Annotated in this window: 11 protein-coding genes and 2 tRNA genes; 9 read left to right on the forward strand and 4 right to left on the reverse strand. The window is 55.2% G+C overall.

Annotated features, from left to right (window positions below; genetic code table 11):
• Positions 1-57: 57 nt before the first annotated feature.
• The 9 genes from ACH518_RS10045 to ACH518_RS10085 all read left to right on the forward strand — a co-directional run bounded on the left by ACH518_RS10045 (position 58) and on the right by ACH518_RS10085 (position 9,587).
• Entirely contained in the window at positions 58-330 is a 273-nt protein-coding gene (locus ACH518_RS10045; RefSeq protein ID WP_020482925.1) for an HU family DNA-binding protein, read from the forward strand.
• Between the two features lie 13 nt (positions 331-343).
• Positions 344-419 (forward strand) — tRNA-Val (locus ACH518_RS10050).
• A gap of 6 nt (positions 420-425) precedes the next feature.
• Positions 426-502, forward strand: a tRNA-Asp gene (locus ACH518_RS10055).
• A gap of 97 nt (positions 503-599) precedes the next feature.
• The gene (locus ACH518_RS10060; RefSeq protein WP_445372793.1) at positions 600-2,468 is read left to right on the forward strand and encodes a SurA N-terminal domain-containing protein; all 1,869 of its coding nucleotides are present in this window, start codon (positions 600-602) and stop codon (positions 2,466-2,468) included.
• Positions 2,469-2,730: 262 nt separating this feature from the next.
• Entirely contained in the window at positions 2,731-4,578 is a 1,848-nt protein-coding gene (locus ACH518_RS10065) for a peptide-binding protein (RefSeq protein ID WP_445372794.1), read from the forward strand.
• 15 nt (positions 4,579-4,593) lie between these two features.
• Positions 4,594-5,667 (forward strand): ABC transporter permease, encoded by a 1,074-nt coding sequence (locus tag ACH518_RS10070; protein ID WP_445372795.1) that lies wholly within the window; start codon positions 4,594-4,596, stop codon positions 5,665-5,667.
• Entirely contained in the window at positions 5,660-6,841 is a 1,182-nt protein-coding gene (locus tag ACH518_RS10075) for an ABC transporter permease (RefSeq protein ID WP_445372796.1), read from the forward strand. The genes ACH518_RS10070 and ACH518_RS10075 overlap by 8 nt, the downstream gene beginning before the upstream one ends.
• Positions 6,838-8,715, forward strand: a complete 1,878-nt coding sequence (locus ACH518_RS10080) for a dipeptide ABC transporter ATP-binding protein (RefSeq protein ID WP_445372797.1) — start codon at positions 6,838-6,840, stop codon at positions 8,713-8,715. Before ACH518_RS10075 ends, ACH518_RS10080 begins: the two co-directional genes overlap by 4 nt.
• Positions 8,716-8,879: 164 nt before the next feature.
• Complete coding sequence (locus ACH518_RS10085; protein WP_445372798.1) at positions 8,880-9,587, forward strand: hypothetical protein; 708 nt, start codon at positions 8,880-8,882, stop codon at positions 9,585-9,587.
• A 419-nt stretch (positions 9,588-10,006) separates the two neighbouring features.
• Here the strand turns inward: ACH518_RS10085 and ACH518_RS10090 are convergent, their stop codons facing one another.
• The 4 genes from ACH518_RS10090 to ACH518_RS10105 all read right to left on the reverse strand — a co-directional run bounded on the left by ACH518_RS10090 (position 10,007) and on the right by ACH518_RS10105 (position 13,313).
• Complete coding sequence (locus ACH518_RS10090; protein WP_445371965.1) at positions 10,007-10,966, reverse strand: IS110 family transposase; 960 nt, start codon at positions 10,964-10,966, stop codon at positions 10,007-10,009.
• Positions 10,967-11,596: 630 nt separating this feature from the next.
• Complete coding sequence (locus ACH518_RS10095) at positions 11,597-11,989, reverse strand: lipocalin-like domain-containing protein (RefSeq protein WP_140912822.1); 393 nt, start codon at positions 11,987-11,989, stop codon at positions 11,597-11,599.
• Positions 11,990-12,237: 248 nt separating this feature from the next.
• Positions 12,238-12,813, reverse strand: coding sequence for a chemoreceptor glutamine deamidase CheD (locus tag ACH518_RS10100; RefSeq protein ID WP_140912821.1), 576 nt, complete (start codon positions 12,811-12,813; stop codon positions 12,238-12,240).
• A gap of 215 nt (positions 12,814-13,028) precedes the next feature.
• Positions 13,029-13,313, reverse strand: coding sequence for a hypothetical protein (locus ACH518_RS10105; protein WP_445372799.1), 285 nt, complete (start codon positions 13,311-13,313; stop codon positions 13,029-13,031).
• Between the last annotated feature and the right edge of the window lie 30 nt (positions 13,314-13,343).

Below are 13,343 nucleotides of genomic sequence, written 5' to 3' on the forward strand. Positions count from 1 at the left end.
AAACACGTGTTTGTTTGCCGAGCATAATTAATACAACGACATCCTAAGGGGAAATAAATGAATAAATCGGAACTTATTGACGCTATTGCCAGTGCGTCACAGTTGACAAAAGCCGATGCTGGTCGGGCTCTGGATGGTTTTATCAAAGCCGTTGAAGACGCATTGAAACAAGGCGATTCCGTTGCCCTGGTTGGTTTCGGTACTTTCGATGTTAAAGAAAGAGCGGAACGTAAAGGTCGCAACCCGCAAACCGGCGAAGAGATCACTATTAAAGCCGCAAAAATTCCTTCATTTAAAGCTGGCAAATCTTTAAAAGATGCTGTAAACTAGTCGTTCTTTAGTCGGGTGCTTAGCTCAGCTGGGAGAGCATCGCCCTTACAAGGCGAGGGTCGGGGGTTCGAACCCCTCAGCACCCACCAGACTTTGGAGCGGTAGTTCAGTTGGTTAGAATACCGGCCTGTCACGCCGGGGGTCGCGGGTTCGAGCCCCGTCCGCTCCGCCAAAACAGAAACCTCGGGCCGTACGGTCCGAGGTTTTTTTTTGCGTGTAATTTTATCGCCTTTAGCGATCGGGTTTAATTCTGTTTAAGGAAAGCGTTTATGCTTTTAGAAATAAGAGAAAAGGTGCATGGAGTTTTTGCATCGATCATATTGATATTTATTTGCGTGCTGTTCGGTTTGTGGGGCATTCAAAATTATCTCGGCGGCGGCAAAGAAGCGCCGGTAGTGACGGTGGAAGGCAAGGAGTTTTTCCAGCGCGACGTCAATCAGGCCTACCAGCAATATGCCCAAAACTTGGCGGGCATGAAATTCGATGAAGAAACGCTGAAAAAGCAAGCTCTGGAAAAGCTGGTGCGCGACGAAGTATTGCTGCAGTACGTGCAGAATGAAAACCTGATCGTCAGCGACGACACTGCCAGGGATTTCATTCAATCGCTGGAGTATTTCCAAAAAGACGGCAAGTTCGACAAAACCCAATACCAAACGCTGTTGGGCTCGCAGGGCATGTCATCCGCTGAGTTCGTCAATCGCATCAAGAAAGCCTTGGTCATGGAACAGTTTCAGCGCGCCATCATCGATAGCAGTTTCGCGACACCTGCCGAAATCGCCGGTTTCTTCAAAATCCAAAACCAAACCCGCGATATTGAATATGTGACGGTCCCGTTGGTTCAGGTCTCGCAACAGCCTGGCGACGACGAACTTACCGCTTATTACCAGCAGCATCAGGACGATTACCGTACCGACGAACAGGTTTCGGTCGAGTATGTCGAACTCTCGGTGGATAAACTGGCATCCGGTATTGCGGCCGACGACGAACAGCTGAAGGCCTATTACGAAGACCAAAAAGCTCAATTCACGACCCAGGAGCGTCGCAAAATCAGCCATATCCTGTTTGCTTTCGGTAAAGACAAGGATGCAGACGCTCAAGCGCTGCAAAGAGCCGTAAAAGCCAAGCAGGATTTGCAAACCAAGGATTTTGCCGCATTGGCGGCCGAAGTGTCGGACGACAAATTGACGGCGAAAAACGGCGGCGATTTGGGTCTGTTCAACGTCGGCGTGATGGAAAAGGCCTTCGAGGACGCGGCCAGCAAGCTGAAGCTGGGCGAAATATCCGAGCCGGTGCGTTCCGCTTTCGGTTACCACCTGATCAAAGTGACCGAACTGGTTCCGGGCGAAACCAAGCCCTACGAAGCGGTCAAAGCCGAAGTCGCCAAGGCCTATCAAAAGAGCCAAGCCGAAACCAAATTCAATACCTTGGCTGAGAAGTTGGCCGAAGTCAGCTACGAGAATCCGGACAGTCTGGCGGCCGCAGCCGATTTACTGGGCGGCCCGGTACAAAAAACGGCTGAGTTTACCCGGGCAAACGGCGAAGGCATCGCCGCCGAAGAAAAGGTTCGTGCCGCCGCATTCTCTGAAGATGTGTTGAAGGGCGGCAACAGCGAGCCGATCGAAGTCGGTGGCGATAAGCTGGTGGTATTGCGCGTAGCCTCGCACCAGCCGGCAGCAGTTAAGGAATTGAAAGATGTCAAAAAAGAGCTGATTGCCGCTATTCAACGCGACAAGGCCAGTCAGCAAGCCGTCGCGGTGGCGGATCAGGTCAAACAGGATCTGGCGTCGGGAAAAACGCTGGCCCAGGCGGCCGAAGCCAGAAAATTGGTTTCGAAAAAACTGGATGGTTTGGCGCGTAACGCCACTCAGTTACCTGCGCCGGTCGTCCAGGAAATATTCAAAGCCGCCAAGCCGCATGCCGGTCAACCGAGTATTGCTGTGCTGGATAATGCCGACGGCGGCAAATTGGTGCTGGCCATTCACAAAGTCAACGAAGGCGTAATGTCCGAGGCCGACAAAAACAAGCAAGCTGCGATCTCGAAAAACATCGCCGCGGCTTTCGGTAAGGCGCAACTCGAAGCAGTGTTGAACGCGTTGCAAGCCAAAGCCGAAATTGTGGTTCGGCCGGAAAAGCAATAATTTTTCAGCCGAGACTTGAAAAGGGAGCGTAAAGCTCCCTTTTTTGTACCTGCGCTACGGCGGCGCCTGACTACGGGCTCCGTCAGGCGCAATCGGTAAAACGGAGGCTTGGAAGCACGAAGCGATTTTGCAAATCGCCGGCCTGAAGGTAAAGTACAGCAGCTTTTGCGGCAGTTTCTGGAAATTGATACCGGTTGCCGTTGTGGTCAGCGTCAATATAAACTCCGCTCCCTTCGCCTCGAAACTTTCGGACAGATTTACCATGGAAAAACCATTCGCTTCTCGGGATTGGACGCTTTACGGCTTGGTTTGCTTGGCACTCGTTTTGATCGTATTGACGATGTACCAGATAGACCGGCAATGGTTGAAGCTTAGCGAAATGCAGACCGCATTGGCCGAACAAGCCCAGGCCATGCGCGAGTTGCACACTCTAGCAGCTAGCGGTGCGTTGACTGGGCAGACGCAAACCGCACAATCCGGCGGCATTGCCCCGGCCTTTCAACGAGCGCATGCCGCAACCAAGCTGCCGGATTATGCCGCAGGCGACTGGAGTGTCGAAGCCTTCGGCACTAACCTGAAAACCATTACGCCGCTGGTATCGACCGATGCCTACGCCTCGAATGTACAAAGCTACGTCCAGGAAAGCCTGATTACCCGCAACCCGGATACGCTGGCCTGGGAAGGTTTGATCGCCAAAAGCTGGACGGTTAGCGAAGACGGTCTCACCATTGCTTTCGAGTTGCGCGACGACGTCACTTTCTCCGACGGCCAGTCGCTGACCGCCGACGATGTGGTGTTCAGCTTCAGTTTCATCATGACCGAGGCGATCCAGGCGCCCCGCGAGCGTGCCTATTTGCAGAAGATTCAGTCGGTCAAGGCCGAGGGCAAATACCGGGTGGTGTTCACCTACAAGGAACCGTATTTCGAAGCACTGTCCCTGGCCGGCGGCATGAATATTCTGCCCAAGCATTTTTACGAACCCTACCTGAAAGAACCGCAAAAATTCAACGAATCCAAAGGTCTGTTGCTGGGCAGCGGTCCCTATAAACTGGCCGATCCGAAAAGCTGGACCCCGGACCAAGGCAACGTCGAGCTGGTCCGTAACGAGCGCTACTGGGGCGACGTGCAGCCGGCCTACAACCGCATTTTGTGGAAAATCATCCAAAACGACAGCGCCCGCCTGACGACCTACCGTAACGGCGACATCGACTCCTACTCGGCGCGAGCCTCCGAATACAAACAACTGCAAAGCGACGCCCAGATTCAAGCCAAGAGCCAAAGCTTCGAATACATGCCGCCAGTGGTGGGTTATAGCTACATCGGCTGGAACCAGATGCGCGGCGGCAAACCGACCCGCTTCGCCGACAAGCGCGTGCGCCAGGCCATGAGCTATTTGACCGACACCGGCCGCATCATCAAGGATGTGTTTCTAGGCTACGCCGAGCCGGCGGTCAGCCCGTTCGGCAACGCCAGCAAGCAGCACGACGCTACCTTGCAGCCGTATCAAGCCAATCTCGATAAAGCCAAGGCCTTGCTGAAAGAAGCCGGCTACGAAGACCGCAACCAGGACGGCGTGTTGGAAGACAAAACAGGTCAGCCCTTCGAATTCAAACTGACTTACTTTCAGGCCAACGAAGACACCAGCCGCATGGTGCTGTTGTTGAAGGATCTGTACGCCAAAGCCGGCGTCAAACTGGTGCCGTTCCCGCAGGAATGGCCGGTGATGCTGGAGAACCTGGATAAAAAAGACTTCGACGCCATCACCCTGGGCTGGACCAGCAGCATCGAAACCGACCTGTACCAAGCCTTCCATAGCTCGCAGGCGATCAGCAAGGGTGATAATTTCATCGGCTACCAAAATCCGGAACTGGACAAATTGATCGACGCCGCGCGCCGTACCGTCGACGAAGGCAAACGCATGCCGCTGTGGCAGCAGGCCGAACGCATCCTCTACGAAGACCAGCCCTATACCTTCCTGATGCGCCGCAAAAGCCTGTTGTTCGTCGACAAGCGTATTCACAATCTGCAAATGACCAAACTGGGCTTGAACCTGGGTTCGCTGCCGCTGGAAAACTACGTGCCGCTGGCCCAGCAAAAATACACTCAATAAGCCGGAGGACGCCGGATGCTGACTTATCTGCTGCGCCGCCTGCTGTTGATGGTGCCGACTTTGCTGGGTATCACCATCGTCGTGTTCACGGTGATGGCCGCGTCGCCGGGCGGCATCAGCGCCCAAACCCTGGTCGGCGGCATGGACATGAAGCCGCAGGAAAAGCAGGCCCTGCTGGACTATTACAACAAGCGCTACGGCCTGGACCAGCCGGCGCCGCTGCAATACCTGCGCTGGCTGAACAACGTCTCGCCGGTCGGTTTCGTCGCCGACGAACAGGGCCACCAGTCGTTCTCGCTGACCAAGGGCATGGACCTAGGCACCAGCTTTCAATACGGCCGGCCGGTAGCCGATATCCTTGTTGAGCGCATTCCGATCACCTTGCTACTCAATCTGGTGACGATACCGTTCACCTACGCGCTGGCGATCTGGATCGGCATGAAATCGGCGACCGAACGCGGCGGCGCCTTCGATGTCGGTTCCAGCCTGGCGATGCTGGGCTTGTGGTCGATCCCGACCATGCTGGCCGGCGTCCTGCTGCTGGGTTTCTTTGCCAACGTCCAATATTTTCAATGGTTTCCCACTGCCGGCCTTAGCGCCCGCGAAGCGCTGGACATGCCGTTTTTGCCGCATTGGGACGACAGCGGTTTCGTGCGCGGCTTTTTGCTGGATCGCATCTGGCACTTGGTGTTGCCGGTGATTTGTCTGTCCTACGGCGGTTTTGCCGCGCTGGCCAAGCTGACCCGCACCTCGATCCTGGAAAACTTGCACGCCGACTACGCCCGTACCGCCCGCGCCAAGGGCCTGGCCGAAAACGATGTGCTGTGGAAGCACGTGTTCCGCAACAGCCTGTTGCCGCTGATTACCGTCTCGGCTGGCTTGCTGCCGAGTTTGCTGGCCGGCTCGTTGATCGTCGAGAACATTTTCAGCATCAACGGCATGGGCCAACTGGCGGTGGAAGCCGTGAAGGGCAGGGACCGCGAACTGGTGCTATCGATCACCTGGATCAGCGGCTTTCTGACTCTGATCGGCTATCTGATCGCCGACTTCTGCTATACCCTGGCCGACCCGAGGGTGAGTTATGACTAAGCCCATTATCAGCCGGCAATCCTTCGCCGCCCGCATCTGGCGCCGAACCCTGGACGGGGTCGGCGTCAAATTCGGCCTGGCCTGGGTTGGCGTGCTGGTGTTCTTTGCGGTGTTCGCGCCATTTTTGGCCAACTCGATGCCGTTATTGATGAGCAAAAACGGCGAGATTACGGCGCCGGTGTTGCGCTATCTATCGATCGAGGACGCCTGGATTCTGGCGGGGTTTTTCATCGCGTTGGCGGTGTCGCGGTTGCCGTTGGCAGGCGGCACCAAGTTTTTCCTGTTTCTGGCCGGCACCGGGCTGGCCGCTTTGATTGCCAACCTGACTGTGCAACCGCCAGCCTTGGTGATTTACGACGATTTTCGCGGCCCGGAATACAGCCAGGTCGATTGGAAAATCATGCCGCCGATTCCCTATGCACCCGGCGATTACCTGCGCGACCTCGGTAGCAAGGGTCTGGAAGCGCCGTTCGCCAGCGAAGGCCATAAGCACTGGATGGGCACCGAAGAAAACGGCGCCGACGTGTTGAGCCGGATGATCCACGCCAGCCGCATCGCGCTCAGCATCGGTTTCATCGCCACCGGCATCGCCTTGGCGATCGGCATCGTCGTTGGCGGCCTGATGGGCTATTTCTCCGGCGTGGTCGATATGCTCGGCATGCGTTTGGTGGAAATCTTCGAGGACATTCCTACGCTATTTCTACTGCTAACCTTCGTCGCCTTCTTCGGCCGCAGTTTGTACATGATGATGGTCATCATCGGCGTCACCGGCTGGTCGGGTTACGCCCGCTACGTACGCACCGAGTTTCTGAAACTGCGCAAGCAGGATTACGTGCAGGCCGCCATCGCCAGCGGCTTGCCGCTGCCGTCTATCTTGTTCCGTCACATGCTGCCCAACGGCGTCGCGCCCTTGCTGGTAGCGGTCAGCTTTGGCGTGGCTGGGGCGATATTGTCGGAAGCGACCTTGAGTTTCTTGGGGTTGGGGGTGGTCGATGCGCCGTCGTGGGGGGCGATGCTGGATCAGGCCGTAAAATCCTCGACTTTCAACTGGTGGATGGCGGTGTTTCCCGGCGGGGCGATTTTCATGACGGTGTTCGCCTACAACCTGATCGGCGAAGCGTTCAGGGACGCGATCGATCCGAAATTGTCGCGCCGTAACGGAGGCGAGTCGTGAGCGCGCCGTTATTGCAAGTCAAAAACCTGCGCACCTACCTGCACACCGGCGCCGAGCCGGTTAAAGCCGTGGAAGACGTCAGCTTCGAGATTCCGCAAGGCGAAACCTTTTGCCTGGTCGGCGAATCCGGCAGCGGCAAGTCGATCAGCGCCTTGTCGGTGATCCGCTTGTTGCCGGACGGTATCGCCAACCATCCCAGCGGCCAGATTCTGTTCGAGGGCCGCGACCTGCTGACCTTGCCCGATGCCGATATCCGCCAAGTGCGCGGCGCGCAGATCGCGATGATCTTCCAGGAACCGATGACTTCGCTGAACCCGGTGTTGACCATCGGCGAGCAAATCATCGAAGCGCTGCAACTGCATTACCCGGACATGAACCCGGACGAGGCCGAGCAACGCGCGGTCGCAGCCCTGACTCAGGTACAGATACCCAATCCCGGCTCGCGCTTTCGCGATTACCCGCACCAACTGTCCGGCGGCCAGCGCCAGCGAGTGATGATTGCGATGGCGCTGGCCTGCCAGCCCAAACTGCTGATCGCCGACGAGCCGACCACTGCGCTGGACGTCACCGTGCAGGCCGAGATTCTAAGGCTGATGCGGCAGCTGCAAGACGACACCGGCATGAGCATGCTGTTCATCACCCACGACTTCGGCGTGGTTGCGCAAATGGCGCACTGGGTCGGCGTGATGCAATACGGTCGCCTGGTCGAAGCCGGCCGTTGCCGCGACGTGTTGGGTCGTCCGCAACATCCGTACACGCAGAAACTGTTGGCCTCGGTGCCGGAGAATCTGGCCAAGCCCGATGTCTCCGCATCCCCGAAAGCCGTTCGCGCTGAGCCCGTCGAAGCGCCGCCGCAGCTCGCAGAAGAAACACAGCCACCTCACTCCGCTCACGCTGAGAAAGATCGAAAATCGCTTTCCGTTCTGGAAAGGGCCGGTCTGAAGCTGCAGTCGGCATCGGCTACCGGAGTTGATGTTATTCCCGTCGAGGCACAGGCAGCCGCTGCGCGGGTTGAACCCACTGCGAATCTGCAACCAGCCGAGCCTGCAATTGGAACAAAACCGCAAGCCGCTACCGAAAGCGACGCGCTAATCCAGATCCGCAACCTGAAAGTCTGGTTCCCGGTGCGCAAGGGTCTGTTGCGCCGCGTGGTCGATCACATCAAAGCCGTCGACGACGTGTCGCTGGACATTCCGCGCGGCGAAATCGTCGCGCTGGTCGGCGAATCCGGTTGCGGCAAAACCACGTTGGGCCGGGCCGTGCTGCAACTGGAGCCGCCGACCGAGGGCAGCATCAAGATAGCCGGCCGGGAGCTGGTCGGATTGTCCGCCAAAGAGCTGCGGCCGTTGCGTCGGCAGATGCAGATCGCCTTCCAAGACCCGCAATCGTCGTTGAATCCGCGATTATTGATCGAAACCACCTTGACCGAACCGATGCAGGTGCACGGCATCGGCGCCAGCCGCGACGAGCGCATCGCTCTGGCCGAACAACTGCTGGACGACATGCAACTCGGCCGCGAGGCGCTGTGGCGCTACCCGCACGAATTCTCCGGCGGCCAGCGCCAGCGCATCGGCCTGGCCCGCGCCCTGGCCTTGAACCCGGAATTCATCGTCTGCGACGAAATCACCAGCGCGCTGGATGTCTCGGTGCAGGCGGAAATTCTGCAGCTGTTATTGGACATCCGCCGCCGGCGTAATCTGACTTTGCTGTTTATCACCCATAACATTGGCGTCGTCGAGTATCTCAGCGATCGGACGGTGGTGATGTATCGGGGGAAGATCGTCGAACAGGGGGCGACTTCTTCAGTTTGCGGGGCGCCGGAGCATGAGTATACGCAGAGGTTGTTGGCGGCGGTGCCGAGGTTGGTGGTTTAAGGTTATGATAAACAGTACTTTTGCTTGCGAAGTCGCGGTAATGTGGGTCGGCGACAGTACCTTCTTTATTAGCGTCATTGCTGCTATCCGATAGAGTTTCAATCATTCAGCTCTTAGGATGCTGCGGCATGCCCCTCTCAACTTATATTTTAATATGTGTATGTATGAAATCATTATTGCCATTGTTTATTTCATTTTTTTCTTCTGTTACAGCTATAAAGGTAGAAGGATATTTTCGAGCGCAGGGGGTAGAGGCATCAACAAGCATAATGTTTGCAGTAATAATAGCTTCAGTCATCTATCTAGCATTTACATATCTTCTCTTAAAGTTTCCAAAGAGATTCAAAACGACTCGGCTTTTGTTATCTAAAGCAGCAGCTCTAGAAGGTCACTGGTATGAGGAAGTCGATAAAGAAGAAAATCCTTATAGTTATGCCTGTATTGAGTATGATTATGGCAGTGATAAATTTCTCTATTATGGAAAGAACTACGATAGGGATATGAGTTTACATGCAACTTTCAGAGCAATTGATGTGCGCATAGAAGAAGCAAATAATGAAATGAGATGGTTATTTAATGCTCAGATGCATGCTGAAGGAAAAGATGAGGTTACGGGCTTCGGAAGTATTACTTTCTATAAAGATGGTCATAATTCCTTTAATAGAGGTGCTGGATACATTATAGATTCAGCGGCCGGAAGCGTACGGAAAATACAGTTGAATTTATCAAGGGTCAGCAAAAAAAAATTAAGAGAGATCATTGATAAAAATTATATTGAAACAGACGAGGATAGCTATAAACTTGTGGATTATTTTCGAAAAAAACCGGAATATAATCGTTTTATATTACGTAATCAATCAAAGCCTGCGTAGGTAATATTAGTGGTAGCGTAATCGTACGCATGGTGTGAATTTGCCACGACCTGTTTTTATGTCGGGTCTCGGCCCGACAGCCGAGATACTTTTCTTTGCTTGTCCAAAGAAAAGTATCCAAAAGAAAAGACACCCGGATGCCGCTTTTATCCTGCGCTCCTCGCTTTTGAACGGGGTTGCCGAAAGGGGCTTCCTGCCCCTTCGGCAACGCGCCGCATCCCTGCGGCGCCCCTAACGGGCTGATCCGTTCAAAAGCTCCGGTGCTCGGCGCGGCATACGGGAAGAAAACCACCCCGATTTCATGGATGCTGGTTGTAAAAGGCTTTTGTGCCGGCGCGGCGATTTGGGGTTGAACGGTTTACCTTTGAAAAAGCCCGCATAGGTACGATTAGATATCGTAGATACCGTCTTAAACCCGCTCATGCAAGGGAAAAATTAGGATCAAAAGGTTTACCGGATTTCAAGATAGCGAAAGCCAGATGAATGAGCTTACGCATGGCGGCGCAGACGATGAGCTTGCCGTTTTTGCCGTTGGCTTTGAGCCGTTCGCATGGGACGCGGATGGCTGGATTATGTTGCCAGGCGACCAAAGCGGGTAGATAGAGCGCTTTGCGCAACCGAGCGTCACCGGTCTTGGCAATACAGGTTTTGCCTTGCCATTGTCCTGACTGACGGATGGCGGGCGCGAGTCCGGCTTGGGCCACGATTTGTTTGGCATTGACGTAGCCGTGATGAGGGCTTAGAGCCACGAGCAAATAGGCGGTCGTCGCGGGGCCGATCCCCGGAATGGAGGTCAACAGGTCGCTTTGCTGTTTGAGATCGGGATTCTTGTCGATATGGTCCTGGATGGCTTGACGGGTGGCCTTTAGTTCGGCCGCCAATGTCGCCAGCACCGTGTTGATGGAAGGGACGATGGTGGTGTCAGCCGTCTCCAACCGGTTCTGCTCCATGCGCTGCATTTCCCCCAAGTGCTCTAAGCGACGCGTGAGGGCGTGCAACTGGCGCAGATTTGCGGGTAGTGGTTTCCAGGCGACCGGGTCGGCTTGCAGGGCATAGCGGGCAATCAGCTTGGCATCGGCTTTATCGGTTTTGGCGCGACTGAGTTCGCTTTTTCCGAAGGCATGAATTTGAGCAGGATTGACCACGCTGACGAAGTAGGCTCGGTCGGCGAGAAACTCTGCCAGGGGTAGGCCGTAAGCGCCAGTGGCTTCCATGCAAAGACGCGGGTCGGTGTCGCCAAAGCCGTCTAGCCAGACGGCAAACGCGGCAAAGCCCTCGGGATTGTTGGCAAACTTAGCATGCTTGTATTTGCCTTCGGCGAGCCGGGCCACGTCGAATTTAAGCTTGGCAATATCGATGCCAATGATAATGGAAGTCATGATCGCTACCTAACTGAAATAACAAAAATCGAACGCTGGATCAGAATGGACACTCGCAAAGTTCAGCCTTATGCATACAGGGTCAAGGTTAACCAAGCCCTTAGAATACCGTTCGAACTTTAAAGTGAGTGCGGGCGATGGAGAGAACTATCTACAAGGCAGGCTTTAAAGCCTCAGGGTGGGCACGTCTTCTCCATCGCCCTCCCGATGATCAGTCGGGGATTCTGCTTCTTTTTTCGGTCAGAATCGAGATATAAGGGTGGGCACGGGTTTTGTGCCCACGCGGTTAATAGACCTTCCTGTCTTGTGTCGCTGACACGACGGTTACTTTCAATGTCGGTTCGCGGACCGACAACCGCGATTCACCCCTGCATAGCCCCCTGTCGGGCTGTTCCACTCAAACCCTCCGGTGCTGGCCGCGGCACCAGGGGATGAAAACCATCCCGATTGCGCGGTATGCCGGAGTACGCCTATCTGGGCGCGTGGATTTTAGCAGCGTGGCAACCGCAACAATCGCAACGATTGGCTTGGGCGGCAGTTGCGAGAGGAGGCGGCCGGGGGCGTTCATGAAGTCTTTGCGGTCGAATAATCGCAAGTCAGACCGGCCCAGGAAGCGTCAGCTCGCGGTGCTTATTTTTTGGTCATGAAGAAATAGATCGACTGGCATTTCAAGACCATTTTGCTGCCGTCTTTTGTGGTGGCGGCGCAGGTTTCCATTTTCGAGCGGCCTGGAGCAGCCTGTTTTTTCAATTTGCCGTCTTCGACGCTGTAGTTCAGTACCGCTTTGAGTTGCTCGATGCGGGCGTGGGAGTCGTTTTCTTGGGAAATGCCTTCCATGGTGCCGTCGTTTCTGAAGGTCCATGTCGTGTTCAGGCCGCGGGCGCCGCTACCGTCGGCGTTGACCGATTCTTTTTCGATTTGCCAGGTGCCCAGCAGGTCGGCTTGGGTCAGCGGAATTTCCGCGGCGCCGGCGGCGAAAGAGGCGGAGAACAACAGCAAGCCGATGAGTTTGATGGAGGGCATAAAATTCCTGTGAGTTGATATGGATGAGGTACGGATTGTATCACGTACGAATGTCAGGGTTTTTGCTGCATCTGTTGTCGCCGTCGGTAGCAGATGAAGTTTACTGGCCGAGACTGTCGGTGTTTTGCGCTGGTGCCCTTCTGAAGGTGTTTTTTAAACCGGGCGGTGAGGAGGGAGTCGACTGGCTAGTTGTCGAGGGAAGCGGCCGGATCAACTCTGTTCGTATCCGGCCGCTCCGCGTCGAGGCATCAAGCCAGGCTGCCGGCGAATATTCGCGTCGAATATTCCTGTTCGCGGAGCAGGATGGTCTCGTTTTTGACGTCTTTGAGTTTTTTTACCAGAACTTTGCCGGATTCCGGAAAGAAATAGATCTTGCGCGGATAGATATCCAGCGTGTCGGCGGCAACGATCGGGATGTCGCGTTCGGCCAGGTAATTACGCAAGAATTGCGCACTACGGGCGCCGACGTTGTCGCGGTGCAGGCCGTTCAGAATATTGCCGCCGCCGAAGACTTTAGCTTCCAGCTGGTGCGCCTCCGCACCGATGTCGAGCAGATGGTCGATGAACTTATCCATCGCCGCGACCGCCTGGTGTTCCAGGCGCGCATTCAGCGGTTGGCCTTCGTTGGTGTTGGCCACCATGATGTGGTTCATGCCGCCTATGCCTTTGTTGCGGTCGCGGATACAGGCAGTGACGCAAGAGCCCAGCACGGTGACGATCACCGAACCGGCCGTGGCGAGGCAGTATTCGCCGGGGATGATTTTCTGGGCGCGGGTGCGCCAGTAAGGGTCGAAATAGGTTTCGGAGCGCTTTTTCAGGTACATGGCTCGGTGAATTCGGTAGTCGAGAGTATGAAAAATAACAAACAAAAATCGGGCCAGTCTTGAATAATGCCCTAAGCTCAAAATCTTGGCACTGAGCGATGTTGGTCGGCGGCGAACTTTGTAAAGCGGATTGACAATCTGTCGTTTTGGTCTACGCGCTCCGCACTGTTTGAGAGCAGATCGGTGCGGTATCGATTCCTGCCGAATCCAGACTGTTATTTACGGGGTAAAGTTTCGTCCCCTGCTATTTGGCATTGCTCCGGTTTGCCGTCGGCAAATGCCGGCGAAATACTGACCGGTTCGGTCAAACTTTTCATCAACAGTAGATAGGCTTGGCCGTCGATGCAGACCTTGTTTAGGTTCCAAGTCTTGATCTGGCCTTGGAGGTCGATGCGTTCGATGCTGATTCGATCCAGCGGTAGCGAACGGTTGGCCGGCGGGATGGCGTTGGCATTGGTGCCAGCAGCGGCCAGAACGGCGGTAAATATCAGTTTTCTCATGGCTCGGGCCTCATCGATAGATTGTTGACC

This window comes from Methylomonas sp. HW2-6, from assembly GCF_052474525.1.